Annotated in this window: 25 protein-coding genes and 1 tRNA gene; 14 read left to right on the top strand and 12 right to left on the bottom strand. The window is 63.8% G+C overall.

The genetic code is table 11. The features are described from left to right. Positions 1–14 precede the first annotated feature (14 nt). Positions 15–2,654 carry a TonB-dependent receptor gene (locus tag MNO14_RS15060; RefSeq protein ID WP_241944499.1) on the bottom strand — a complete coding sequence of 880 codons (2,640 nt, stop codon included), beginning with the start codon at positions 2,652–2,654 and terminating at the stop codon, positions 15–17. Between the two features lie 309 nt (positions 2,655–2,963). On the opposite strand from MNO14_RS15060, the gene MNO14_RS15055 reads away from it, so the two are divergent. The 4 genes from MNO14_RS15055 to MNO14_RS15040 all read left to right on the top strand — a co-directional run bounded on the left by MNO14_RS15055 (position 2,964) and on the right by MNO14_RS15040 (position 6,399). After that, on the top strand, positions 2,964–3,803 hold the full coding sequence (locus MNO14_RS15055; RefSeq protein WP_241944498.1) for an SDR family oxidoreductase: 840 nt from the start codon (positions 2,964–2,966) through the stop codon (positions 3,801–3,803). A gap of 87 nt (positions 3,804–3,890) precedes the next feature. Continuing rightward, positions 3,891–4,067 (top strand): CsbD family protein, encoded by a 177-nt coding sequence (locus MNO14_RS15050; RefSeq protein ID WP_241944497.1) that lies wholly within the window; start codon positions 3,891–3,893, stop codon positions 4,065–4,067. Positions 4,068–4,238: 171 nt separating this feature from the next. Next, positions 4,239–4,769, top strand: coding sequence for a DUF411 domain-containing protein (locus MNO14_RS15045; RefSeq protein ID WP_241944496.1), 531 nt, complete (start codon positions 4,239–4,241; stop codon positions 4,767–4,769). Between the two features lie 130 nt (positions 4,770–4,899). Then, positions 4,900–6,399, top strand: a complete 1,500-nt coding sequence (locus MNO14_RS15040; RefSeq protein WP_241944495.1) for a S41 family peptidase — start codon at positions 4,900–4,902, stop codon at positions 6,397–6,399. Positions 6,400–6,548: 149 nt separating this feature from the next. Here the strand turns inward: MNO14_RS15040 and MNO14_RS15035 are convergent, their stop codons facing one another. Next, positions 6,549–6,845, bottom strand: coding sequence for a DUF1330 domain-containing protein (locus MNO14_RS15035; RefSeq protein ID WP_241944494.1), 297 nt, complete (start codon positions 6,843–6,845; stop codon positions 6,549–6,551). After that, positions 6,845–7,519, bottom strand: coding sequence for a GntR family transcriptional regulator (locus MNO14_RS15030; RefSeq protein WP_241944493.1), 675 nt, complete (start codon positions 7,517–7,519; stop codon positions 6,845–6,847). The genes MNO14_RS15035 and MNO14_RS15030 overlap by 1 nt, the downstream gene beginning before the upstream one ends. A gap of 260 nt (positions 7,520–7,779) precedes the next feature. Between MNO14_RS15030 and MNO14_RS15025 the strand changes: the two genes are divergently transcribed. The 9 genes from MNO14_RS15025 to MNO14_RS14985 all read left to right on the top strand — a co-directional run bounded on the left by MNO14_RS15025 (position 7,780) and on the right by MNO14_RS14985 (position 17,206). Then, on the top strand, positions 7,780–8,379 hold the full coding sequence (locus tag MNO14_RS15025) for an amino acid synthesis family protein (protein ID WP_241944492.1): 600 nt from the start codon (positions 7,780–7,782) through the stop codon (positions 8,377–8,379). Further along, positions 8,351–9,142, top strand: coding sequence for an alpha/beta hydrolase (locus MNO14_RS15020; RefSeq protein ID WP_241944491.1), 792 nt, complete (start codon positions 8,351–8,353; stop codon positions 9,140–9,142). Before MNO14_RS15025 ends, MNO14_RS15020 begins: the two co-directional genes overlap by 29 nt. A 35-nt stretch (positions 9,143–9,177) precedes the next feature. Then, positions 9,178–10,095 carry a flavin reductase gene (locus MNO14_RS15015; RefSeq protein WP_241944490.1) on the top strand — a complete coding sequence of 306 codons (918 nt, stop codon included), beginning with the start codon at positions 9,178–9,180 and terminating at the stop codon, positions 10,093–10,095. After that, entirely contained in the window at positions 10,070–11,134 is a 1,065-nt protein-coding gene (locus tag MNO14_RS15010) for an LLM class flavin-dependent oxidoreductase (RefSeq protein WP_241944489.1), read from the top strand. The genes MNO14_RS15015 and MNO14_RS15010 overlap by 26 nt, the downstream gene beginning before the upstream one ends. Positions 11,135–11,143: 9 nt before the next feature. After that, entirely contained in the window at positions 11,144–12,613 is a 1,470-nt protein-coding gene (locus MNO14_RS15005) for an aldehyde dehydrogenase (protein WP_241944488.1), read from the top strand. A gap of 165 nt (positions 12,614–12,778) precedes the next feature. Next, positions 12,779–14,188: a cytosine permease gene (locus MNO14_RS15000; RefSeq protein WP_241944487.1), complete on the top strand. Its 1,410-nt coding sequence runs from the start codon at positions 12,779–12,781 to the stop codon at positions 14,186–14,188. A gap of 63 nt (positions 14,189–14,251) precedes the next feature. Continuing rightward, positions 14,252–15,709 carry an NAD-dependent succinate-semialdehyde dehydrogenase gene (locus MNO14_RS14995; protein ID WP_241944486.1) on the top strand — a complete coding sequence of 486 codons (1,458 nt, stop codon included), beginning with the start codon at positions 14,252–14,254 and terminating at the stop codon, positions 15,707–15,709. Continuing rightward, entirely contained in the window at positions 15,706–16,092 is a 387-nt protein-coding gene (gene pcaC / locus MNO14_RS14990) for a 4-carboxymuconolactone decarboxylase (RefSeq protein ID WP_241944485.1), read from the top strand. Before MNO14_RS14995 ends, pcaC begins: the two co-directional genes overlap by 4 nt. A 100-nt stretch (positions 16,093–16,192) precedes the next feature. Further along, positions 16,193–17,206, top strand: coding sequence for a porin (locus MNO14_RS14985; RefSeq protein ID WP_241944484.1), 1,014 nt, complete (start codon positions 16,193–16,195; stop codon positions 17,204–17,206). A gap of 185 nt (positions 17,207–17,391) precedes the next feature. Here MNO14_RS14985 and MNO14_RS14980 read toward each other — a convergent pair whose 3' ends face one another. The 3 genes from MNO14_RS14980 to MNO14_RS14970 form a co-directional block, all read right to left on the bottom strand. After that, the gene (locus tag MNO14_RS14980) at positions 17,392–17,631 is read right to left on the bottom strand and encodes a hypothetical protein (RefSeq protein WP_241944483.1); all 240 of its coding nucleotides are present in this window, start codon (positions 17,629–17,631) and stop codon (positions 17,392–17,394) included. A 134-nt stretch (positions 17,632–17,765) separates the two neighbouring features. Further along, positions 17,766–17,987 carry a hypothetical protein gene (locus tag MNO14_RS14975; protein WP_241944482.1) on the bottom strand — a complete coding sequence of 74 codons (222 nt, stop codon included), beginning with the start codon at positions 17,985–17,987 and terminating at the stop codon, positions 17,766–17,768. Positions 17,988–18,102: 115 nt separating this feature from the next. After that, a tRNA-Arg gene (locus MNO14_RS14970) sits at positions 18,103–18,179 on the bottom strand. A gap of 227 nt (positions 18,180–18,406) precedes the next feature. Between MNO14_RS14970 and MNO14_RS14965 the strand changes: the two genes are divergently transcribed. Then, positions 18,407–19,033 carry a phosphatase PAP2 family protein gene (locus MNO14_RS14965; RefSeq protein WP_241944481.1) on the top strand — a complete coding sequence of 209 codons (627 nt, stop codon included), beginning with the start codon at positions 18,407–18,409 and terminating at the stop codon, positions 19,031–19,033. A 96-nt stretch (positions 19,034–19,129) separates the two neighbouring features. On the opposite strand, the gene MNO14_RS14960 is transcribed toward MNO14_RS14965, so the two are convergent. The 6 genes from MNO14_RS14960 to MNO14_RS14935 form a co-directional block, all read right to left on the bottom strand. Continuing rightward, positions 19,130–20,128 carry an alginate lyase family protein gene (locus MNO14_RS14960; protein WP_241944480.1) on the bottom strand — a complete coding sequence of 333 codons (999 nt, stop codon included), beginning with the start codon at positions 20,126–20,128 and terminating at the stop codon, positions 19,130–19,132. Positions 20,129–20,290: 162 nt separating this feature from the next. Further along, on the bottom strand, positions 20,291–21,442 hold the full coding sequence (locus MNO14_RS14955) for an acyltransferase (protein ID WP_241944479.1): 1,152 nt from the start codon (positions 21,440–21,442) through the stop codon (positions 20,291–20,293). Between the two features lie 22 nt (positions 21,443–21,464). Then, entirely contained in the window at positions 21,465–22,328 is an 864-nt protein-coding gene (locus tag MNO14_RS14950; RefSeq protein ID WP_241944478.1) for a glycosyltransferase family A protein, read from the bottom strand. Further along, positions 22,325–23,506 (bottom strand): hypothetical protein, encoded by a 1,182-nt coding sequence (locus MNO14_RS14945; protein ID WP_241944477.1) that lies wholly within the window; start codon positions 23,504–23,506, stop codon positions 22,325–22,327. The genes MNO14_RS14950 and MNO14_RS14945 overlap by 4 nt, the downstream gene beginning before the upstream one ends. Next, positions 23,503–24,000, bottom strand: coding sequence for a glycosyltransferase (locus MNO14_RS14940; protein ID WP_241944476.1), 498 nt, complete (start codon positions 23,998–24,000; stop codon positions 23,503–23,505). Before MNO14_RS14940 ends, MNO14_RS14945 begins: the two co-directional genes overlap by 4 nt. Beyond that, on the bottom strand, positions 23,997–24,440 hold the full coding sequence (locus MNO14_RS14935; protein ID WP_241944475.1) for a hypothetical protein: 444 nt from the start codon (positions 24,438–24,440) through the stop codon (positions 23,997–23,999). Before MNO14_RS14935 ends, MNO14_RS14940 begins: the two co-directional genes overlap by 4 nt. Positions 24,441–24,465: the final 25 nt, after the last annotated feature.

Here is a 24,465-nt window from a genome sequence, read left to right as displayed (position 1 = left end):
GCGCGATGGGCGCATCACAGCCGGAAACGGATGCCGAGCATGTAGCTGCGTTCGGGCGAGGCACGGTCGCGCAGGAACTCCGGGCTGCCGAAATAGTTGTAGGTCTTGCTGCCCAGCAGGTTGGTCGCCTCCAGGAATACGGTGATGTTCTCGTCCATCGCGTAGTTGAGCGCAAGATCCAGCCATTCCTCGGGGCCATGGAAGACCTCGTTGGGCTGGTCGCCTGAGGCGCTGAAGCTCACTGCGTAGTCGTCGCGCCAGTTGTAGGCCAGGCGTGCGGAGAACGCGTCGTACTCGTACATCAGCACCGCATTCCAGGCGCGCTTGGACACGTTCGCCAGCGGCTGCATCACGCCGTCGGGCGATTCGGCCTCCGCGTCGATCCAGGTCGCATTCAACTGCGTGCCCAGGCCCGACCAGGCGCCAGGCAGGAAATCGTAGAACTGGGTGTAGCCAATCTCCACGCCACGCAGCGAACCGCTGCCGGTGTTGCGCGGGCGGGTGATCTGGTAGGTGGTGCCATCGATCGTCTCGTCCTCGGCGTAGTTCTGCACATAGCCGTCGACATCGCGGTGGAACGCGGCCAGCGACAGCAGTGCGTTGTCCTGGAAGTACCACTCCAGCGACGCATCGAGGTTCTTCGACTCCACCGGTGCCAGATCCGGATTGCCGCCGCTGCCGCGCGCAGGCAGCGTGTCGGTGGACTCGAACAGGGCCAGCTGCGGGTTGAGGTCGGCGAAGCGGGGCAGGGTGATCGACTGGCTGTGCGACAGGCGCAGCATCAGATCCTCACGCAGCGACAGGTTCGCGCTGAAGCTCGGCAGCCATTCGTTGCGCGCGCGTGTGGTCTGTACCGGCGTTTCGACGCCGTCGACCAGCGAGGTGCCGTTGAGTTCGCTTTCCAGCCGCACATGGCGGACACCGATCCGGCCATCGACCGGGATCGTGCCGATCGCGAACCCGTAGTTGGCCTGCAGGTAGGCGGCGTGGTTGTCCTCGCGGTTGTCGAACTGCACCGCCGGGTTCGCAGGCGGCCGGTCGGGGCCGTGGCCCATGGCCTGGCGGATCAGCGCGGTGTGGCCGAGCAGGAAGTCGCGGTTGGCGCCCAGCCAGCGATCGACGCCGACATTGCGGTCGCCGTCGAGGATGTTGCCGGGGGTGACCTGCGCCAGGCCGGGGATGTCGGACATCCGGATCGGCGCGCCGCTGAGGTTGTCGCGCGCGCCCGGGTCGCCACCGATATTGGAGGCGTTGCGCCTGGCCAGGCGCACGCCGGCGTCGAGCGAACTGATGATGCCGCCGTCGAAGGCGAAATTGGCGTCGGCGCGCCACGCCCACTCGTCGCCCTCCTGTCGGCTCCAGCTGTCGTAGTACTGGCTCAGGCGCCAGGCATCGGGGTCGGTGACGTCGTAGGCGCTGCCGTCGGCGTTCGTGACCGAGGTGAACGGCACGCCGCGGCTGCTGTCGATAGTCAACCGCGGCACCGTGGTCATGATATCGAGCACCATCGAGCGGTTGTCCGATTCGCTGTAGGTGTAAGCCAGCTCGCTCGACAGCTTCAGTCGCTCGCCCTTCCAACTGCCGCCGATCGCCGCCTGCCAGGTGTCGGAACTGTTCTGGTGCGCCTGGGTGCTCGACAGCACGTCGCTGTCGCGCAGCTCGACGCGCTGCAGGATGTCGTTGCCGGGCTGGGTGGCCAGCGCGTCGGTGTTCTCCGGCGTCAGCGACCCGGGGAACGGCATCCAGTAGTTGACCCGCGGCGTGTTGCGATAGCCGACGTAGAAGCCGTCGGCCCACAGTTCGGTGTTCTCGTTGGGCGCCCACTGGAACGCGACGTTCGCCGCCTTGCGCCGGCGGAAACCCTGCGCCTGCAGGTTACCGGCATTGAACGGTACCAGCAGCTGCCGTGACGGATCGAGCGGGTCGTCGACGCGGTCGTAGGTGCCGTGGAAGGTGTTGGACTCCAGGTACGGCGTCTCCTGGTACGACACCGCGCCGAGCACGCCCACGCGGCCGGCCCCGGTCTCCCACTGGCGGCTGCCGGTGAGGCTGCCATTGGTCGCGGTCTCGCGCGCCTGGTCGGCATAGAGCGTCGACACGCTGCCGGCGAGCGTGCTGTCCTCGTCGAGGTCGAACGGCCGGCGCAGGCGGATGTCGACCGCACCGGCGATGCCCCCCTCGATCTGCTCGGCGCCGCTGGTCTTGTAGACATCGACCTGCTGCAGCTGGTCGGCCGGGATATCGGCCAGCGCAACGCCGCGCCCGGTGGTGGTGAAGATGTTGCGGCCGTTGAGCGTGGTGACCACGTTCGGCAGCCCGCGTACCAGCACCGTGCCCACTTCCGCGCCGCCGCGCTGGACCTGCACGCCGGTGATGCGCTGCATCGCCGCCGCGACGCTGTTGTCGGGCAGCTTGCCGATGTCTTCTGCGACGATCGAATCGGTGATCTGCGCCGCGCCGCGCTTGGCGTCGAGCGCGCCGGCGACACTGGCGCGGACCCCGCGCACCTGGACCGCGTCGAGATTTTCGACCTCATCGGCCGGTGGCTCGGCATCGGGCGTTGCGGTCTGCGCGAAGACAGGCGTGGCGAGGATGGCGGTGGTCAGCGTGGCCAGGGCCAGGCGGCGGGGGTGGGAATGGACGGCGAACGTCATCGTGCTGCGGAGCCCTCTGTGATCGTGGATCGTCGAGGTGCGCCTGTCCGCCTGACCGCAGGCGCAGTGACGCGCCGCCGGACAGTGCCGGCAGCCACGCCACCTCGCCCTTCGCGTTCCCATCACATCCGGGAACGGGCGCGGATTAGACCAACGTGAATCTTAGGATCATGTCGAGAAGTCGTAAGCACGATGTCGTGGACCTGCTGCAATCCCTGCAATCCCATGCGCGCATATGGCATCGCAATCACCGGCGCGCCACATGCGCGCGCCTAGCGTGGCGCCCTTCCCCCGCCATGGAGACAGACGATGAACCAGCCCGCACAGCAGCAGACCGTGCCCGGCGTCGAGCGCAAGCTCGATCCACCTGCAGACCACGGCGAAGACAGCTATCGCGGCAGTGGGCGGCTGCAGGGCAAGATCGCGATCATCACTGGTGGCGACAGCGGCATTGGTCGTGCGGTCGCGTTGGCCTACGCGCGCGAGGGTGCGGACGTGCTGGTGAGCTACCTGAGTGAGGACGAAGACGCGCAGGAAACCCGGCGCCTGGTCGAAGCTGCCGGCCGGCGCTGCGAACTGGTCCCCGGTGACATCGCCGACCCCGCGCATTGCCGCGCGATCGTGCGCAAGGCCGTCGAGGCCTTCGGCCGCATCGACGTGCTGGTCAACAATGCCGCCTACCAGATGACCTACGAATCGCTCGATGAGATCCCCGACGACAAGTGGGACTACACCTTCCAGGTCAACGTCAGCGCGATGTTCCACCTGTGCAAGGCGGCTGTACCGTACATGAAGCCTGGCGCGTCGATCATCAACACCAGCTCGATCAATTCCGACAAGCCCAATCCGACCTTGCTGCCGTATGCGACGACCAAGGGCGCGATCGCCAACTTCACCGCGGGCCTGGCGCAACTGCTCGCCGACCAGGGCATCCGCGTTAACTCCGTCGCGCCCGGCCCGATCTGGACCCCGCTGATCCCCTCGACGCTGCCGCCCGATGCGGTCGCCGAGTTCGGCAGCCAGGCGCCGCTCAAGCGCCCGGGCCAGCCGGCCGAGTGCGCGCCGATCTACGTGCTGCTGGCCTCCGACGAAGCCAGCTACATGACTGGTGGCCGCTATGCAGTCACCGGCGGCATGCCGATCCTGTAATGAGGCTGCGTTTCTTCACCTCGGCATGGCGGCGACAGGCGCATATCCCCTGGCAGCCTGCAATCCTGCAGGCGTGAGGAGGCAGTCGTGGACAAGAACCGCAGCGAAGGCATGAAGAACCAGGTCAAGGGCACCGCGAAGGAAGTGGTCGGCAAGGTCACCGGCAACACCACCAAGGAAGTCGCCGGCAAGGCGCAGAAGACCGCAGGCAAGGTACAGAGCGCCGTTGGCAAGGCCAACGACGACGCCCGCAAGGGACGTTGATCCCTGTCTCCCTCCCCCGCATCGCGGGGGAGGGCCGGCGTGGGAGCGCTGTTCGCAACAGCGCGTCCCCGCCATGCCGGCCAACCCCACCGCTTGATGCCATCGTTCCGCTCGCTCACAGCGCTCGCGCATAATCGGCGCGTCTTGCGACCGATTGTCTGGAGTCCGAACATGCGCATCCATCCGCTCGCCCTGACGCTGTTGCTGCTGCCCGTCGTCGCCTGCACCGGCGCAACACCCGCAGCGGCCGACACCGCTGCCGTGCCGGCTATGGAAGCAGACGCGACGCCGGTCGCGCAGGCCGTCGACACCCAGGTCCTGCCGCGCATGCGTGTGCACAAGACCGCGACCTGCGGCTGCTGCGGCAAGTGGGTCGAGCACATGCAGCGCGACGGCTTCGAGGTCGAGACGATCGATGTCGAGGACCTTGCCGCGGTCAAGACGCGCTTGGGCGTGCCCGCCGCGATGGCGTCCTGCCACACCGCCGAGATCGATGGCTACTTCGTCGAGGGCCACGTGCCCGCTGCCGATGTGCGTCGCCTGCTGGCCGAGCGCCCGGACGCGCGTGGCATCGCGGCGCCGGGCATGCCGATGGGCTCGCCCGGCATGGAGATGCCCGACGGCCGCAGCCAGGCCTACACCGTGGAACTGGTCGCCACCGACGGCACGCATCGCCCGTTCGCCGAGCATCCGGCCCGGTAGGCGCGTCGGCGCGATGTCTCACGGACCTGAATCGCCGGTCCGGCAGGCACCCCATTCACACGACCGCGCCGCATAATCATCAGCCGTGCGCAGCCTGCGCGCGGCCTGTTTTCGCTGCCCGGAGTCCTGCATGCGTGTTCGTTCCCTGACGCTGGCCCTGTCGTTGCTGCTGTCGCCCGCGGCGTTCGCGCAGGAGACCGCGCCGCCTCCCGCAGAGGCGACCCCGGCCCAGGACACACCCACCGCGCAGCCCGCAACGCAGGACGGAGCGCAGGACGAGGGGCAGGATGCGACGCCGGCACCGGACGACGACGCCCCCGACGACGCCCCCGACGACGCCCCCGACGACGCCCAGGCGGCCCGCGAGGTCGCCGCCAGCGACGACCCGGACGCGATCGAACACGCCTCCAACCGCGTGCCGCTTGAAGAGATCCGCCGCTACGTCGGCGTCTTCAACGCCGTGCGCCAGGCCTATGTCGAGCCGGTCGAAGACCGCAAGCTGATGGCCTCGGCCATCCGTGGCCTGCTGCTCGACCTCGATCCGCACAGCGTCTACATGGAAAAGGACGCAGCCGAGGCCTTCGACGAAGGCACGGCGGGCGCCTACGAAGGCATCGGCGTGGAGGTCATGTACCTGCCCGACGGCAGCATGCGCGTGATCGCCCCGATTGACGGCACGCCGGCCGAGAAGGCCGGCATCCGCGCCGGCGACATCATCGTCAGCGTCGACGGCCGAGCGCTCACGCCGGCCGACAACGAAGGGCATGGCCCGCTGCGCGGGGCATCGGGTACCGCCGTGGTGCTCGGCGTGCTGCGCGACGGCGAGCGCACGCCGCTGGAGATCCGCGTCCAACGCGAGACCATTCGCGTGGTCAGTGTCCGCGGCCGGATGCTCGAACCGGGCTATGGCTACGTGCGCGTGAGCCAGTTCCAAGTCGATACCGCAGCTGCCTTCAGCCGCACCGTCGGCGAACTCGCCAGCCAGAGCGGCGGGCACCTGCGCGGCTTGGTCATCGATCTGCGCAGCAACCCCGGCGGGCTGCTGACCTCGGCGGTGCAGATCGCCGATGACCTGCTCGAAAGCGGCGACATCGTCAGCACCCGCGGCCGCATCCCGATCAGCGACGCGCAGTTCAGCGCCACCCCCGGCGACATCCTCGACGGGGCCCCGGTCGTCGTGCTCGTCGATGTCGGCTCGGCCAGCGCCTCGGAGGTGCTGGCCGGCGCGCTGCGCGACAACGGCCGCGCCCGCGTCGTCGGCAGTCGCACCTTCGGCAAGGGCTCGGTGCAGACGGTGCTGCCGCTCGACAACGGCGACTCGGTCAAGCTCACCACCGCGCGCTACTTCACCCCCAGCGGCCGCTCGATCCAGGCTCGCGGGATCGACCCGGATGTCGTGCTGCGGCCCGAGAACGCCGGCACCGATGCCGATGTCCCGCGTGCTGCCAGCGCGTACACCGAAGCCGCGCTTCCCGGCCACCTGCGCGGCGACGAAGAGGACGGCAGCACCGGTGGCGAAGCCCTGCCGGGCGACGCCCCGATCGCCGCGGCACTGGCCGAGCTCAAGAAGCCGTGGACTCCCACGATTCCGCCGCCCGAGACACCGGCGGCAACGCCGGCCGCGAACTGACGCTACTGGCGTCCGGCACGCGGTCGCGGTCGCATCGCGCGTAGGGGCCTCAATGAAAGGCCACGCCCTTCGGGACATCGCGACAGGCTGGGTCACTCAGGCACAGCCGAGTGGCGCGGAACTCGACGCAGGCCCCAGCGGTAGCAAAGTCAGCCCGATGTATCGACACCATCGACAATCGTGATGTGCGCGATACAGGCCCCGTCACGTTTCGACTTCGCAAGCTGGTATTCCGGCGATCGATAGCACGCGGTCGCCGTTTCCAGGTCCGTGAACTCGATGACCACATGGCGGCTGAAGCCGCCCCCTTCCAGCGATTCGCTGCGACCACCGCGCGCCAGGAACTTCGCGCCGTACCTCTGGAAAGCGGCGGGTGCCAGGTCGGTGTACCCGCTGTAGGCGGTCGCATCCAGCACTTCGACGTGTGCGATCCAGTAAGCAGGCATCAGGGTTGTTCGTCGTTGACGAGGATGCGGCGTGCGATGGTCGCCACTTCACCGATGTGCTCCGCGACGCGCGTCTTCGCCAGCTCGGGGGCCCGATCAATGCAGATCGCATCGCAGATGGCATCGATCCGCGACTGGCCGCTCTGCTCGCGACGGTTGTCGCGTAGCGTCATCGCCCTGAGACGACTGATCCGGCCGTTGAGCCGCTGCACGATGTCCCAGGCAATGCCCTGACTGGCGGCGACGAAGATGGTTTCGTAGAGCTGCGAGGACGCACGCAGGATCTGGGCCATGTCCTGGGCCGCGGTGGCCGTTTGCAGAGCCTGTTGCGTGGCGCGAATGCGCGCAATGACGTCATCGGTCAGCGCCCGTGTGCAGGCCGCGACGGCGCTCTGCTCGAGGAGCAGGCGGATCTCGTAGATCTGGTGCGCAGTGGGCCAGTCCAGCCGCGCGACGATCGGCCCCTTGTTGGCCAGCACGTCCACGAGGCCTTCGGCCTGCAGGTGCCGGATCACCTCGCGCACCACGCTACGGCTGACCCCGAGCTGTTCGCAGAGCGTGCGCTCGACCAGCCTCGCGCCGGCGGCGAAGTGCCCGGTGATGATCGCGTCCCGCAACCGTTCCAGGCATTTCTCGCGCAGGGTGACGGGCGCGTGGTCGATTCTGAGGTCCATTCGTATGTCCGGTGCTTGATGGGATGTCGCAAGAGGCGCCGAGGTTCGAAGCGCGCATCCAGGCCCGTCGGTATACCGCATTCCAAAGACCATGGCTGCACGCGCGCAGCCATATGCCAGGTAGCAGCCGCGGTGGGTCGCTGCCGCGCGTGGCTCCTCTGTGCTGAGGCGAGGCGCCGTTCGGGGGTTGCTCAGCGACCTGTATGGTATACCATCATACCGTACACCTAAGAATCTCCGCTTAGTCCAGAGGCCGCGCCGTGCAACTCATCCGCAAGTCCGTGCTCCATAGCGAAACCGTATTCGTGGATGGCGAGGTCGACGCCCCCACGCCCCTGAAGATGGTCGGTGCGGCAGCGGTCATCAAGAATCCGTGGCATGGCCGCGGTTACGTCGCCGACCTGTCCCCGGAAATCCGTCTGCTCGGCCCGCAGCTGAGCCGGCATCTGACCGACCTGATCCTCGGCGAGATTGGTTCCGGGGAGGCCGTCGAGGCGTTCGGCAAGAGCGCGGTGGTCGGTCTGGACGGCGAGCTCGAGCACGCCTCGGCGCTGATCCACACGCTGCACTTCGGCAACATCTACCGCGGCGCGGTGGGGGCGAAGTCTTATCTGGCATTCACCAATACACGCGGTCCGGCGAATGCGCCGATCTCGATCCCAATGATGGACAAGAACGACGAAGGCCGTCGTTCGCATTACCTGACCCTGCAGTTCTCGATCCCGGATGCGCCGGCAGCCGACGAACTCGTGATCGTGCTCGGTGCATCCACCGGCGGTCGCCCTCATCACCGCATCGGCGATCGCTACACGGATCTCAAAGAGCTGGGTCATGACGTCAAGAACCCTGCCGCTGTCTGATGGCCGCGCGGCCCACATGCTGGAGCAGGGCCGCGGCGAGCCGCTGGTGCTGATCCACGGCGTGGGCATGCAGGCTGCCGCATGGGGGCCGCAGGTCGCCTACTTTGCGGACCGCTACCGTGTGATCGCGGTGGACCTGCCAGGCCATGGCGGCAGCTCGCGCCTTGGCGGCACGCCGGGGCTGGTGGATTACGTGCGCTGGATGATCGAAGTGATCGAAGCGCTGGACCTGGGCCACGTCAACCTGGCGGGCCACTCGATGGGCGCGCTCATCGCCCTTGGTGTCGCGATCGAGCGCCCGGCGCTGGTGCGTCGCCTGGCGGTGGTCAACGGCGTGCACCGGCGCAGCGAAGCTGCGCGCGCTGCGGTTGTGGCACGCGCCGACCAGCTGCTCGACGGGCATCTGGACGTCGACACACCGCTGCAGCGCTGGTTCGATGTGCCCGATGTTCCGCCCGCGTTGGTCGCAGCAGTGCGCGGGTGGCTGGAGCAGGTCGATCTCCAAGGCTACGCCGATGCCTATCGTGCATTCGCGCGCGGTGACCTGCTCTATGCCGACCGCTGGTGTGAGGTGCAGTGCCCGACGCTGGCGCTGACCGGCGCCGATGACCTCAATTCCACCGGCCCGATGGCCGAACGCATGGCAGGCCTTGCAGCGCGCGGCCACGCCGTGGTCCTCGAAGGCCAGCGCCACATGGTCAATCTCACCGCCCCCGATCTCGTCAATCGTGCGATGTCGGACTGGCTGGCCGCGACACCCTGAGCGCGGCATCCGTCAAGAACCTGGGAGGGAACAAGATGGACAGCACCACCAAGGAACTCCGCGACGCGTTCGGCGCGTTCATGACCGGCATCACCGTCGTCACCACAACCAGCACCGCAGGCACGCCGGTGGGCTTCACCGCCAACTCGTTTGCTTCGGTGTCGCTGGACCCGCCGCTGCTGCTGGTCAGTATCGCCAACAGCTCCGGCAACTACGACGCTTTCGCCAACGGCGGCCACTTTGCGATTAACGTGCTTGCTGAAGGACAGAAGCAGGTCTCCAGCACGTTCGCCAGCCGTGTTGAGGACCGTTTTGGCAGTATCGAATGGCGCATGAGCGAACACGGCAATCCACTGCTGGCCGGTGTCGGTGCCTGGTTCGACTGCACGACGCACTCGGTGGTGCCGGCCGGCGATCACGCCATCCTGATCGGGCGCATCGAGGCCTTCGCGTCGAGTGGTCAGGCCGGCCTGGGCTACTACCGCGGCGGCTACTTCACCCCGGCGAAGATGGCGGCCGAGGTGATCGGCGGCGCCAGCGTGGTCATCCACGCCGTCATCGCCCATGAGAACCGCGTGCTACTGACGCGCGATGCAGACGGGCGCTGGGCGCTGCCCTGTGTCGGCGCGGCAGACCGCGGTGCGGACGAGGCACTGCACGCCCTGTTTGAACGCTACCAGCCTGGCGCATCGGCAAACTTCGTTTATTCGGTCTATCGCAACACCGACAGCCAGCAGCAATTCGTCGCCTTTCTGTGCAGCACGCCGGACGCGACGCCGCGCGAAGGCAGCTACATCGAACTGACCGACGTCGCTGCGCTCGACATCGCCGACCCGGCGGTGAAAAGCATGCTCGAGCGCTACTGCAAGGAAAGCCGGCTCAAGAGCTACGGCGTCTACTACGGCAACCACCACAACGGCGTCGTGCGTGACGTCCAAGGCCAGGAGATCTGATATGCGCTTTTCGCTGTTCATCCATATCGAGCGCGTCTCCGACCAGCAGACGCAGAAGCAGCTGTACGACGAGATGGTAGAACTGTGCCGGATCGCGGACGAAGGCGGCATGCACGCCATCTGGACCGGCGAACATCACGGCATGAACTTCACCATCGCGCCAAATCCGTTCCTGAACCTTGTCGACCTCGCGCGCCGAACCAAACATGTGCGCCTGGGCACCGGCACGGTGGTCGCACCGTTCTGGCATCCGATCAAGCTCGCCGGCGAAGCGGCGATGACCGACATCATCAGCGATGGTCGCCTGGAACTGGGGATCGCCCGCGGTGCGTACGCGTTCGAGTACGAGCGCCTGCACCCCGGCCTCGACGCCTGGGGCGCCGGCGGCCGTCTGCGCGAGTTGATTCCGGCCATCAAAGCGTTGTGGAAGGGCGACTACGCGCACCAAGGCGAGTACTGGAAGTTTCCCAAGACCACCTCTGCACCGCAGCCGCTGCAGGCGCCGCATCCGCCGATCTGGGTGGCCGCGCGCGATCCCAACAGCCACGAGTTCGCGGTGGAGAACGGTTGCAACGTGCAGGTCACGCCGCTGCACTTCGGCGACGAGGAGGTCGAGAAACTGATGGGTCACTTCAATGCGGCCTGCGAAAAGTTCAGCGACGTGCCGCGTCCGCAGATCATGCTGCTGCGCCACACCTATGTGGCCGACGGCGAAGCCGACGCGCAACAGGCGGCCGACGAGATCAACGTCTTCTACAACTACTTCGGCGCGTGGTTCAAGAACGAGCGCGACATCACCCAAGGCCTGATCGCGCCGCTGAGCGAAGACGAGATCGCTGCGCATCCGATGTACTCGCCCCAGGCGATGCGCAGCAACAACGTCATCGGCCCGCCCGAGGAAGTGATTGCCCGCCTGAAGATCTACGAGCGCATGGGCTACGACGAGTACGCGTTCTGGATCGATACCGGCATGAGCTTTGAGCGCAAGAAAGCCTCGCTCGAGCGCATGATCCGCGATGTGATGCCGGCGTTCCGGTAAGCAATGGCCATGACTGCCCCATTCGCTCTGTACATCGACGGCCGTTTCGAAGCCGGCGCCGCGACATTCGACAGCATCGACCCGGCGACTGGCCAGGTCTGGGCACAGATGCCCGAGGCGCGCATCGACGAAGTCGAGCGCGCCGTTACCGCGGCCGAGCGCGCGTTGCGGGACCCTGCCTGGGCCGGCCTGACGGCATCGCAGCGTGGGCGATTGCTGTATCGCCTGGCTGACCTGCTCGAGCATGCGGCGCCCGAGCTGGCTGCACTCGAAACCCGCGACACCGGGAAGATCGTCCGCGAGACCCGGGGACAGATCGCCTACGTCGCCCACTACTACCGCTACTACGCCGGCATCGCCGACCAGGTGCGGGGCCACGTGGTGCCGGTCGACAAGCCGGACATGCAGGTCTGGATCAAGCGTGAGCCGCTGGGTGTAGTCGCCGCGATCGTGCCCTGGAACAGCCAGCTGTTTCTCTCGGCGGTGAAGCTCGGACCGGCGCTCGCCGCCGGCTGCACGGTGGTCCTCAAGGCGTCGGAAGAGGCGCCTGCACCGCTGCTGGCGTTCGCGCGGCTGATCCACGAGGCAGGGTTCCCGCCGGGGGTGGTCAACATCATCACCGGCTTCGGGCCAGAGTGCGGCGCCGTGCTCAGCCGGCACCCCAAGGTGAGCCTGGTCGCGTTCACAGGCGGGCCGGAGACGGCGCGCCACATCATCCGTAACACTGCCGACAACCTGGCCAAGGTGTCGCTGGAACTGGGCGGCAAGTCGCCGTTGGTGGTGTTTGCCGATGCCGACATCGACAGCGCGGTCAACGCCCAGTTGGCGGCAATCTTCGCCGCGAGCGGACAGAGTTGCGTCGCCGGCTCACGCTTGCTGATCGAGGCTGGCGTCAAGGATGCGTTCCTGGCCCGCCTGATCGAGAAGGTCAATGCCATCCGCGTCGGCGCACCGGACGACGCGCAGACCGAGTATGGACCGCTGTGCACCGAACGCCAGCTGCGCACCATCGAAACGGTGGTTGCCCAGTCGATCGAACAGGGCGCGCGTCTGCTGACCGGCGGGCATCGCATCGAACGCGACGGCTTCTATTACGCACCGACGGTGCTCGACTGCAGCGGCGTTCCACGGGCGATGAGCGAGATCACCGAATTGTTCGGTCCGGTATTGTCGATCGACGTGTTCTCCGACGAGGCCGATGCGATCGCCAAGGCCAACTCGACTGATTACGGATTGGCAGCGGGTGTGTTCACTCGCGACCTGACGCGAGCCCACCGCATGTCGCAGGCGATCCATGCCGGCGTTGTATGGCTCAACACCTATCGCGCGGTGTCCCCACACGCACCGTTCGGCGGCTACGGTCTGTCCGGGCACGGCCGCGAAGGCGGCGCCGATGCGGTACTCGACTACACCACCACCAAGACGGTGTGGTTGCGGACGTCCGACGCGCCCATGGGCGATCCGTTCGTGATGCGCTAGCCGGCCGGTGCGGCGGCTTGACGTGTCGCGCACCTCCGGTGCGCACGCCGCTCGCCGCAGGCACCGATCGTTCTGTTCCATCCACGCCCGCAGCGCCTGTTCGGGGTGATGCGTGACGCCGTCGGGGAGGGCCCGCGGTGCGGCAGCCAACGGGAATATCAGCGTATGCAGCAGGACCCGAAGCAGCAGGACAAGGGCGTTTTCGCGATCGAAGGCAACGCCATCGACTATGTGCCACCGCACAAGCGCCATGGCAAGGCGATAGATCTGTTCACCCTGTGGTTCTGCACCAACGTCGCCCCGCTGGCCGTGATCACCGGCGCAATGTCGGTGATGGTGTTCGAACTCGATGTCATCAGCGCATTGTCGGCAATCGCCGCCGGGCATCTGTTCGGTGCTGTGGTGCTCGCGCTCACTTCGGCCCAGGGACCGCTGGCCGGCATTCCGCAGATGATCCAGAGCCGCGCGCAGTTCGGTCGCTACGGCTCGCTGCTGGTGGTGCTGTTCACCACCATCATCTATCTGGGGTACTTCGTCTCCAACATCATCCTGTCAGGAAAGACCCTGCACGCGGTCGTGCCGGCGATCCCGGTCTCGGTGGCGACAGTGATCGGTGCGGGCGTGGCAACGTTGATCGGTGTGGTGGGCTACCACCTGATCCACGTGTTCAACCGTATCGGCGCCTGGTTCATGGGCGGCGCACTGCTCATCGGTTTGGCACTGATGATGCCGCACCTGACGCCCGACGTGCTGCAGCAGGGACGTTTCAGCGCCGCGCCCTGGTTCTCGATGTTCGGCATCTGCGCGGTCTGGCAGATCAGCTTCGCGCCTTATACGTCGGACTACTCCCGCTATCTGCCGCTGGCCGAAGGCCGCGTCAAGCCATTTGTCTATACCTACCTGGGCGCTTCGCTCGGCACGATCTTGTCGTTCGTCTTCGGTATGGTCGCGGTCAGCATCGGTCATCATGGCGATGCCATGGAAGCGGTCAAGACGCACACCGGTGTGTTCGGTGCGGTGCTGATGGTGCTGTTTCTGTGCAACATCATCGGCCACAACGCGATGAACCTCTACGGCGCGGTGCTGTCGTTCATCACCGCTATCCAGACCTTCGCCACAGACTGGGTGCCCAAGGGCCGGGCCCGCATCGCGATGTCGATGATCGTGCTGGTGCTGTCGACCGGGTCGGCGCTGTGGGCATCAAGCGATTTCGTCTCGCTGTTCATCAGTGGCGTGTTCGCGATCCTGTTCGTGATGGCGCCGTGGGTCTCGATCAATCTGTTCGACTTCTACGTTCTACACCGCAATGGCTACGACATCCGATCGATCTTTGCGGCTGACGGTGGTGTGTACGGCCGCTTCAACTCGCGCGCGATTACGGCGTACATCATCGGCATCGTCGTGCAGTTGCCATTCCTGAAGAATCCCTGGTTCGAAGGCATCTGGGCAGACACATTTGCTGGCGTCGACGTCTCCTGGGTCTTTGGCATCGCGTCCAGTGCGATCGCCTGCGTACTGTTCCACTGCATCCGCCCGCTGCCGCGCTACGCCTCGACAAGCCGGCCGGCGGCCTGACGCCTCACGTAGCCCCATGTTGCCACGCGCCGGCTTGCCGGCGCCGCAGAACCCGGAGTCTCCATGCAACTCGAGCATAGTCCGCTGTTCCGTCAGCAAGCCCTCATCGATGGCCGGTGGTGCGATGCCGACGATGGTGCCGTGTCGGCGGTCACCAACCCGGCCACGCAGACCGCGATCGGTCACGTACCGACGATGGGCCATCGCGAGACGGGGCGTGCGATCGCTGCCGCCACGAAGGCCTGGCCTGACTGGCGCGGCCTGCCTGCGAAAGAACGGGCCCGAATCCTCAAGCGCTGGTTCGACCTGATTGTCGAACACGTCGATGCGCTTGCGCGCATCCTCACTGCCGAGCAGGGCAAGCCGTTGGCGGAGGCGCGCGGCGAGGTCCTCTACGCGGCGAGCTTCATCGAGTGGTTCGCCGAGGAAGCCAAGCGCGTGTACGGCGATGTGATCCCGAGCCCCTACCGTGACGCGCGCATTGTGGTGACCAAACAGCCGGTGGGCGTTGTTGCGGCCATCACACCGTGGAACTTCCCAGCAGCGATGATCACCCGCAAGGTCGCGCCGGCACTCGCCGCCGGATGCCCTTGCATCGTCAAACCGGCGCTGGAGACGCCTTTCACTGCATTGGCGCTTGCCGACCTCGCGCTGCAGGCCGGTGTGCCGGCCGGCATCTTCAGCGTGGTGACCGGCGATGCGCGTGCCATTGGCGATGCCTTCTTCGAGAGCGAGGCGGTACGAAAGTTCACTTTCACCGGTTCCACGCCGATCGGCAGGCAGCTCTACGCCAGAGCCGCCGCTACGATGAAGAAGGTGTCTCTGGAACTCGGCGGCAACGCGCCCTTCATCGTGTTCGACGACGCCGATCTCGACGCAGCGGTCGAAGGCGCACTGCTGGCCAAGTTCCGCAATGCTGGCCAAACCTGTGTTTGCGTGAACCGCTTCCTGGTGCAAGCCGGCATCCACGATGCATTCGTCGAGAAGTTCGCCGCACGGATCATGCAGCTGAAGGTCGGCGAGGGCAGTGAGCCGGATGTGCAGATCGGCCCGCTGATTAGCGAACAGGCTGTGGCCAAGGTCGAGTCGCAGGTGCAGGATGCGCTCGCAAAAGGCGCGCGCTGCGTGTCGGGTGGCAAGCGTCACGCCCTCGGGGGCGCCTTCTACGCGCCGACCCTGCTCGACGGTGCAACGCCCGATATGGACGTCGCGCGCGACGAGACATTTGGCCCGCTGGCCGCGATTTTCCAGTTCGATACCGAAGCACAGGCCATCGCACTCGCCAATGACACCGAGTTCGGTCTCGCCGCGTACTGCTACACCCGTGACCATGGCCGCGCGTGGCGGATGAGCGAGCAGCTTGATTACGGCATGGTGGGGATCAACAGCGGGGCGATCTCCAACGAGGTCGCTCCGTTCGGCGGCATCAAGCAGTCGGGCCTGGGCCGCGAGGGCTCCAAGTACGGCATTGAGGATTACCTGGATATCAAGTACAGCCTGTTCGGCGGGATCAACACATGAGCAACACACGCTACGAGAAAGGGTTGGCTATCCGTCGTCGGGTGCTGGGCGATGCCTACGTCGACAAGGCGCTGGCGAGTGCAGATACCTTTGGCGAGCCGCTGCAGACCCTGGTCACCGAGTACTGCTGGGGCGAGATCTGGGGTCGCGACGGACTGGAGTTGGCCGAGCGCAGTCTGGTGAACGTGGCCTTGCTCTCGGCGCTCAATCGGCCGCACGAGCTGAAGGTCCACATCAAGGGTGCGCGACGCAATGGCGTGAGCGAAGAGAAAATTCGCGAAGTCCTGTTGCAGGTGGCGATCTATTGCGGCGTCCCCGCCGCGGTCGACAGCTTCCGCATCGCACGCGAGGCCTTGGCCGAGTACGCAGACGAACAGGACTGATGCTTGGCTGGACCATCGGTCGTGCCGGCGCATCGCGCATGTTCCGCGGTAACCATCACGATGACCGCACTGGCCTTGGCTGGCGCGGTGGAGGAAGAGCATGTTGGTCAGGCACATGACGTGGGGTGCCATCGGCGTCGCACTGTTGCCAGCGGTGGCGCACGCCCAATCCACGCTGAAGCCGTTCGCGGTCGTCGACGTGTTCTATCAGCACGTCAACACCGGAGACACTTGGCAAAGCGACGTCGGGTCCAATGGGTATTTGGCCAGCCGCTTCGGTCTGGTGGGCGATACCGCCGCGGGCCCAGTCAAGCTCAGCTTCAAGCTTGAGGCGGGCTTCAATCCGTCCGAAGGCACCCTGGCGCGCACCGGCAACGCGCTGTTCAACCGGCAGGCATGGGCAGGCATTGCTGGAGGTTGGGGCGAACTGCGTTACGGCACGCAGAACGCCCTGATGTTCGTGCACGCCGACCGGCTCGATGTCGCCGAGAGCGGAACCCATGCATCAGCGATCAATAACTTCGCCTGGTACACCTACCGCACGCCCGACACGCTGTCCTATACGACGCCGAAACTGGGTGCCTGGCAACTGTCCGCCTACTGGGGCAGGGGCGATGACGACCCGCATCGCTCGGGTCCCAGCCGCGAATTCGCAGTCACCTACGATCGCGGCTCGTGGCAGGGCGTGATCTCTGCGCAGACCCTCGACGGCCCTGCCGGCAACCGTCGATTCTCGATGTTCGCTGGCGGCAACTACCGCAGCGGCGATCTCACCTGGTACCTCGGCACCCACTCGGCGCGCTGGGGGAAGGAGGTCGACATCGATGCCGCCGAGCTCTCGGTGAAGTACACGCTCAACGATAAGGACATTATCGGTGCCGGCGTCGGCATCCTGCACGACCGGAGCGGGCTCGGTGATCACGCACGTCAGATTGGCGTGCTCTATCGGCGCACATTCAATGCTTATCTGATCGGCTACGCCGGCTACAACGTTCTGCACAATCGCGGGCAGGCGAACTACCGCTTCGCCGGCGCGGCCACGGGCGGCCTGCCGCCGGACCGACCGGGGGCAGATCTACGTGGCCTGCAGCTCGGTTTCACACTGATGCTTTGAGCGGGTGCCGTCGTGAGTGCGCCAGTTTGATCGGCGCCTGACCCCGACGGCTTGCAAGTGGCGTGTGATGTGTCGCCCGGTCCGCCCTGTCGGTGCGGGCGATCGTTCCGTGCCTTCTATCGCAGTAATGCTAAGGCGTCTAGGGTGTACGGCCGGACTTTTAATTGAGGTGGCGTGGTGACGCATCAGGCTTTGATCGTTGGAGCGACAAGCATTGTGAGAGTGCGTTGGCGCCGAAGCTCCCGCAGCGACCCGTCCTCGTACCGGTCGGTGACCGCCGGAAGCTCCCAGCGGCTGCCGACCTTGGCCAGCGACCCGTAACAGCGCTTGCCGGCATAGTCGCGGCGGTGGATGCGCCCGGTCTCAAGATTGCGCAGATCGAGGGACAGGCGCGATTCGAAGTTCGACGACAGCATCTCGAACATCTGTGGTGCGCGCGCACCTACTCTACGCGCCCATCTGTCTCGTGAGCACGTCAGGCGGCGAGTCGAGCCTGGTATGACGGCGCTTAACGGGGGCGGTGAGGCGAACCCAAGAGCCGCCAACGGTGCGCGTGTCGTCAACCGTGGTAGGTCTGGCGCAGCGCCGCTCGATCTGCGGGTTCTATCGGCCGGCAGCCGCCGGCATCCCGGGAATCCAGCGGCATGGCGAAGAACGAGAAGACCAGCCCCAAGGCTGCGACTGGGGCCTCCAACACGCTGAAGAACAAAGGCAGCAGCAAGGACGCGAAGACAGCGGCGGGATCCGCGCTGTCGCAGGCACCGGACAGGAAGCGAAACAAGGGGTAACCTGCGCGGTGGCCCATGCCCAGCCGTTCTGCCGGCGCGCGATGGGGGGGGCAGCGTCGTGGACATGGCTTCTGCGCGTATCAGCGCTCGAATCCATCGGACCGAAGATGGCGCGCCTGGAGGGATTCGAACCCCCGACCAATGGCTTCGGAAGCCACTACTCTATCCGGCTGAGCTACAGGCGCGTTGTCCGGCCGACCACCGCGAAGCGGAGGAGGGCGGCCGATGATTGTAGCCCAAAGCGGCGTCTGCGATGCACCTCACCGTCTCGCCTGACGATGCGGCAGGCGGCCGCGTCCACATGACACCGGGCAGCGGCCGCCGCTCACGCTTCAGGCCCCCGCCATCTCGCGCGCCTACAATCGATCCGTCCCGACTGCCGTCGGCGCCCGGTTCCCCCATATGGATTTCCATGGCCTGGAACGCCCTGACCCCGCTCGGCGACGCCGTGCTCGTCGTGCCACTGCTGGTCGCCGTCGCCCTGTGGCTGAGGCTCCGGCCCGGGGCCGCGCGGCTGTCGACCGGCGGCTTGCTGCACTGGGCCGCCCTCGTCGCTGGCAGTCTCGCGCTCGTCGCCGCCAGCAAGGTCGCGTTCTATGGCTGGGGCACCGGCATCCGTTACTGGGACCTGACCTGCTTCAGCGGTCATGCGGCGCTCGCGTGGCTCGCCTGGCCGGCGCTGTTCGCACTGCTCGTGCCCCCGCGCCACCGCGCCCTGCGCGCGGTGACCACGCTTGCCGGGGCGGGGCTTGCGGCGCTCGTGGCCTGGTCGCGCGTCCCGACCGGCGCGCATCCGCCGAGCGAGGTGATCGCCGGCGTGGCGCTGGGTCTGGCCGCCTGCCTCGGCACGCTGCGTCTGTTGCGCAGCCTGTCGCTCGACGTGCGCGGCATCATGCTCGCTGCCGGGCTGGCCGGCCTCGTCGCGCTGGGCGCTGCGCGCGACATTACCAGGCCTGACACCGAACGCTGGTTCGCGAAGGCCGGCGTCGCGATGTCGGGCGCGGAGAAGCCGCAGTCGCGCTGGCGTTGGTGGGATTGAGCGTATCCAACTCTTCTGCCGAAAATGGCGGACTGCGCTGGCATCAAAGAAACGGAATCAAAACCAATAACGCACTCTAGATGCCCCGAAACCTAGTCAGGTGCATGGTTCCAGTTCCCAAAGCACCGTCAGAAGCTTCGGAGTGTCGAGCCCCAGAATTCTGTAGCGCTCTTTCGAGCTCATAGTAGCGCAGCTCTGCTCGGAGAGAAGAAGAATATCCCACGGAAGACGCCAGGTTGAGGATGCTTCTACTTGGCGAGATTTCGAGGGGTGAAGAACATCAATGGAGATTTCAGACTGAGATCGATGGCCATCCAAGAATGCCTTCACTTCAGGGTTCTGACGATAGAGGTCGACCATGAACTCTTTAGACACTGCGGCAGCGCCCCACGACAGAGCGGTAAACGCAAACCTGTTGTATGTTTGGGCGCGCTGTCCGCGCTCATTCTCTAACGAAAATCCGGACCGCCCGAGCGAAGAAAAGCCACGGATGACACCGTCTTTTCCGTACTCGAAGAGTCGGGGATCATGCGCGTACTTCCCCGCGAGAATGGAGAAAGTGGAAGACCAGTAGTAAAGGTTGTTGCGTGGCCGGTTTGGCGATGAGAAATAGATGCTCGACCTTCTGGCCAGGCGCAGTAGCCATTGCTGGATAACCACGCAGTCGCTTTCGTGGCAAAGCGTGGAAACTTTGGCGTAGGCCACCACAGCCGGAATGCCCATGAACATTGCTGCAACATTTGCTTGAAAGCCGTCGAGCTTGTTCAGTGCGTTGGATTTTGACCATTCGCGAAGAAGCGCCAGGGCGTTCAGGCCAGCGCATTCATCGCCCTCCATGAAGTCGTTTGCGCTTTTGCTCACGTGGAAGGAGAAATCATTAAGACGGGCGATGTCAGAAGAGTACTGGGACATCCTTGCCTTGCTGACTATGGATGACCGGGCATCGCCATAAAAGCTGACAGTCTTGAGTTCTGAAACCGGCGGTGGAATGTAGCTGGAGCACTCAGCCGCTTGTGTAGCGCCGCCGGATAAAAAAAGCGCTACCAGAAAAAACAGGGCGCGTGCCTGCGGCGCAATTGCTGCCAATGAAGTCAATGACCAATGATGCCTTCTCATTTTTTAGTGGAATCAAATAAGGCAAGGAAAATGGGCGGTCGATTCTTGGATAGTGAAATCGCGATGTGTACAAAAAGACTCGTGCGTCTATCAGTACTATCGCATCTACTGCGATTCGAGGCCAGTGGTCAGGATTGATCTTCAATCCCGAGAGCTGAGCAGCGCATTCACCTTGAGCAAGCGGTTCTTGGTCCAGCTCTGCATCGGTGGTTCAACAAACTTTACGATGAACCATGAAAGGATCAGCACAGTAGCGCACGCGAGCAACAGTGCCGCGAGAGGGTTGCCTCCGAGAGAGACCATCTCGCGCATGAGCACTAGGCCCAAAGTAAAGTGCAGAAGGTAGATGGGGTATGACATAAGTCCCAACACCCGCAGCCATGCGATGGTTCTCGTCGATAGACGCTCAATAATCCACGCGCCCTTGTAGATTGAAACCGGAATGATTGCGGTGAAGCCGAGGAATGCGACAATCGGCACCCACGCTGACCGCATGGTCATCTCTGCTTCACTGATTTCCGCGAGCGCTTCGGCGCGGGGTAGCGCAGTTCCTACATAGATCTGCAGGCAGCACAAGCTCAGCGTCAAAATCGCGAAGATGATACCGCTGCGTTGTAAGCGGCCGACGGCTGCAAGGTAGAAGTAGATTCCCATCGCAAAGAAAACGCCGTGCCAAGCAAGCAACTGGCGCTTTCCGCGCGCGAGGGCTATAGCTGAGTTCAACCACTCAACATCAGTGCCGTGGAAAAGCCAGGACACGATGATTGCCGAGCCACTGTAGACAGCAAGACCCAACGCCAGCAGGTCGATGCGATCGATGCACCGTCGCAGTATCATCAGGCCTACTAGTGCGTAGAAAATAACTTCCAGTACAAGCGTCCAATATACCCCTTCCATCCAAGGCGACTTCGGGAGAAGTAGCAGAGAACCTAAGTACCTGCGCAACAGTTGGCTTTCAGAATAGAGCTCTGCATATATGCAAACTCCGAGCGTTATGGTTGCACATATCCAAAGTGTGGGGTAAAGGCGCGTGATGCGTCCGATCACGAACTGGGAGATAGAAGATTTTGCCGCGGAATTCGTTATTACAAATCCTGAAATAACGAAGAATATCTGAACGCCTATGTATCCAAACCATGCCCAAGACATCTGTGGGATGGTGTAGAGCCCGTCGTGGATAAAATATCCGTTGCTGCGTGGCTGCCAGGTCGAATATCCCAAGTGATAGATGAGAACGAGAACTGCGGCAAAAAACCGCGAGAGATCAACGAGGGGGAAGTAATTCTTCTTCACATTCGAGCCTTTAAGGAGATTTTCAGCGGCCTGTCAAACCAAGGCGCTTCTTGATCTTCCGGGGAAGATATTGCTCGAAATAGTCACGGATCTGCTCGTCGTCGATACGAGGCGCGTCGTCAGAGCGTGCGCTGCAATAGCCGGCAAGATAGTCACGGGCGTCAGAAAAACGCCCGTAAGCTAGAAACTTTCCAAAGCGCACCAATGCGTAGGTCAACGTGTTTCCACGAAAATATGCCGAGCTTCCGTAGTAGCGCTGCTTTGACCGAGTACCTACTTCACGCGCTTTGAACATCGCGTCCTTTACGACGTCCGCCTGCCAGCCATCGATCTCGGCGCGAGCCAAGGAAAGGGTGTCAGCCGAGGGTCCGACGATGTAGCCCGATTGCAACATGCAGGCCCCACGCCACAGACGGCAGCTACCCCGGACCCAGTCAGCTGCATGGATGGATTTCTTCTCTGTTCCCGTATCGCAGCTGACGCCACTCGCAAGGCCAAGCCGAGGGTTTTGATCGAAAGCGAGTGTCAGTATCCGATAGTAGCCATCGGATGGAAAACTGTCCGCATCAAGTATTCCAATGAGGTCTTCTGGTTGAAGATCCACTCTTGCTCTGATCTCATCAAAGCCCCGAGACACGATCCGCGCGTACTTCTGACCCAGTGCGTACTCGCCGGACTCGGTATCTTCGTTGAGTACGATCAATTGCTCCACATTGGATGGCTTAGGGAGCGTTTGGAGGAGTTCCTGTGAGCCATCGGTTGATCCGTTTTCGACGATGACCCATATGGAGATGCTTACATCCTGGGATGAGACAGCCCTGTAAAGATCAGGAATGTTATCGAACTCGTTGCGCAACGGTGTACTGAGAAAAATTCTTCGGCTCATTTCTGGAACTCTGACAGCCTCTTTATGAGGAAAAGGTTAATCAGGATAGGGAAAATAACGGGAGGGGAGATAATGCTGTTTCCGGTTAGCATCGGGCCAAACAGTAGAACGAATGCGATCACCACAGGACCGGATTTCATGCAGGCCCGCGCAAGTGCAAGAAGAATCAGCAGGCTGCCCAGAGCACCGTACTCAATAAAGACGCGAACAAAGTCAGAATGAGGATCCTTGGAGATGAAATCGAACACGTAGTTACCGCCGCCAGTGGCTCCCCCGCCTTGCCCGAAAAGCACGATCGGCCAGCCGCTGGCAAATTGGGCATCGAGCATTGCGATCCAATAGGAGGCGCGCCAAGCAAAGGATGAGCCTTGGTTCCCGAACTCGTGACTTCGTGCTTTCTCGACAATCAGATCCAGATCGGAAACCGTTATCTTCTCAAGTGCGTACTGGCCGACTGGAGTCTGAATCAGTACTCCTGCCAGCGTCACCGCGATAGCCGCATAGAAAAGGCGCGCCGCGCTGAAACGCAAGCTCAGGAAAATTGTCAGTACGCCCGAGATGAAGACGAACAGAGCGCCGGAGCTCTTGGATGCGAGCAGCATGCCAAGAGCGGCGCCCATGAACAGGGATAAGCCTCGCGGCGAATAGATCTTGCCGAAATGCAAATAGGAGAAGGTGATAAGAATCGTAGCGCAGACGTAGCCGAGGTGGTTGGCGTGGGGCATGATCGAACGGTATCGGTAACTGTCCGACAGCACTGCGCCAGTGACCAGGTCTATCGCTAGAGGGGCGAGCAAGAAGCCCAGGAACATCATGAGCACGGTTACGAGTTCCTGGATGCGCATGCTTCGCAGCGAATAAGCGAATATGGCGAATACAGCGAACCTCAGGACTTCTTGCGCTTGTACGCCCAGCGGTACTAGGGAGGGAAATAGAAGCCGAACAAGCACGTAAGCGGCAATCAGATAAAACGCGCCGGAGAACCATCCGATGTTCAGGCGGCTCCGTAGAAGATTGCCGTTGGCTGCGGAAAAGAGAATCGCAGCCAACATTCCGAGTGAGTTGTGCAGTGTTGCTGCGATCAATACCGCCAGCATTCCAGCGACATGCGTCAACCGCACGCCGGCGTGGCCGGCCGGCGCGGACGTGAGCACGGGATTCAATCCGGAATAATTCATGTCGCATGCTCCGTGGTCTGGCCGAATATCAGTCCGCGCAAGTTTCGGATAAGGCGCTCGTCCGCGTAGGGGGATATGCGCTCTCCAAGATTGACTCCGGAAGTCAGGTCGCGATAGGCCGCGTCAAGCTCATCGGCCTCTTGGATGAAGCGCAGGAATGGGCGATCGGCCAGTTTGCGGGCAGTAGCCAGCTGATGATCGTTCCGATGTTCGCCCAAAGAAAACCGGCGAGGCATCAAAATCGCCGGTTTTCCGTAGGTAAGTGCCAAAATGATAGTTCCCATCCCGGCATGTGAAACTATACAGGTGCACATCTTGATCCGCTCTTCGAACTCATGCTGGGTTATGAATCGCTCGTATGTGAGGGCAGTAGGTACGTGGGATGAGTTGCCGATCTGTGCGAAACCCTCGATCCCTCTTTCCAAGGCCCATTCGTCGGCCGTGCGCACCAAACGGTCGAACGGTAACTGGGTTCCCGTCGTCAGGAAGATCACAACACCGCTCCTAGATGTATCGGCCCCGAGGTTCTGGCCAATTCCGGCCATTGCGTAAGCCAGTGATCAGCCCACCGAGCGACCTTGCGTCCGGCAAGTGAAAGCTCTTCTGCATTCGCAATGCTATCCACCCAGATGGTGCGGGCGCCCATTAGCTTACCCAGCACCACAGCGACAAACCCAGGAGCCGCGCCCGTGGAGATCACGATGTCCGGCCGTTCACGCAGAAGCACAAGAAGTACCTGAAAGGACATCAGACCCAGCTTGAACTTGCGATTGAAGTTGGCGTCGATAACCGTATGACAGGGACTAGCGCCAACTGCATCTAGGGTTGGCTGCTGCGTGGTCAAATAGACCAGCTTGGCGCCATCGAAGGCTGGCCTGAGCCGTAGCAACTGAATCCAATGCCCGCCTGCGGAGGCGACTGCTAAAATCTTCATGCTGATCAAATCTCGGCGAAAGCTG

The organism is Luteimonas sp. S4-F44 (assembly GCF_022637415.1).
Lineage (GTDB): Bacteria > Pseudomonadota > Gammaproteobacteria > Xanthomonadales > Xanthomonadaceae > Luteimonas.
This window is presented reverse-complemented; position numbering and strand designations above follow the sequence as displayed.

Coding starts and splice junctions, on each gene's coding strand:
- MNO14_RS15045 (WP_241944496.1), top strand. CDS start 4,239: ATGCGCATCCATCCGCTCGCCCTGACGCTGTTGCTGCTGCCCGTCGTC.
- MNO14_RS14935 (WP_241944475.1), bottom strand. CDS start 24,440: ATGAAGATTTTAGCAGTCGCCTCCGCAGGCGGGCATTGGATTCAGTTG.
- MNO14_RS14980 (WP_241944483.1), bottom strand. CDS start 17,631: ATGTTCGAGATGCTGTCGTCGAACTTCGAATCGCGCCTGTCCCTCGAT.
- MNO14_RS15020 (WP_241944491.1), top strand. CDS start 8,351: ATGACGTCAAGAACCCTGCCGCTGTCTGATGGCCGCGCGGCCCACATG.
- MNO14_RS14995 (WP_241944486.1), top strand. CDS start 14,252: ATGCAACTCGAGCATAGTCCGCTGTTCCGTCAGCAAGCCCTCATCGAT.
- MNO14_RS15040 (WP_241944495.1), top strand. CDS start 4,900: ATGCGTGTTCGTTCCCTGACGCTGGCCCTGTCGTTGCTGCTGTCGCCC.
- pcaC (WP_241944485.1), top strand. CDS start 15,706: ATGAGCAACACACGCTACGAGAAAGGGTTGGCTATCCGTCGTCGGGTG.
- MNO14_RS15015 (WP_241944490.1), top strand. CDS start 9,178: ATGGACAGCACCACCAAGGAACTCCGCGACGCGTTCGGCGCGTTCATG.
- MNO14_RS15000 (WP_241944487.1), top strand. CDS start 12,779: ATGCAGCAGGACCCGAAGCAGCAGGACAAGGGCGTTTTCGCGATCGAA.
- MNO14_RS15060 (WP_241944499.1), bottom strand. CDS start 2,654: ATGACGTTCGCCGTCCATTCCCACCCCCGCCGCCTGGCCCTGGCCACG.
- MNO14_RS14950 (WP_241944478.1), bottom strand. CDS start 22,328: ATGAGCCGAAGAATTTTTCTCAGTACACCGTTGCGCAACGAGTTCGAT.
- MNO14_RS14985 (WP_241944484.1), top strand. CDS start 16,193: ATGTTGGTCAGGCACATGACGTGGGGTGCCATCGGCGTCGCACTGTTG.
- MNO14_RS15030 (WP_241944493.1), bottom strand. CDS start 7,519: ATGGACCTCAGAATCGACCACGCGCCCGTCACCCTGCGCGAGAAATGC.
- MNO14_RS15005 (WP_241944488.1), top strand. CDS start 11,144: ATGACTGCCCCATTCGCTCTGTACATCGACGGCCGTTTCGAAGCCGGC.
- MNO14_RS15055 (WP_241944498.1), top strand. CDS start 2,964: ATGAACCAGCCCGCACAGCAGCAGACCGTGCCCGGCGTCGAGCGCAAG.
- MNO14_RS15035 (WP_241944494.1), bottom strand. CDS start 6,845: ATGCCTGCTTACTGGATCGCACACGTCGAAGTGCTGGATGCGACCGCC.
- MNO14_RS14945 (WP_241944477.1), bottom strand. CDS start 23,506: ATGAATTATTCCGGATTGAATCCCGTGCTCACGTCCGCGCCGGCCGGC.
- MNO14_RS14965 (WP_241944481.1), top strand. CDS start 18,407: ATGGCCTGGAACGCCCTGACCCCGCTCGGCGACGCCGTGCTCGTCGTG.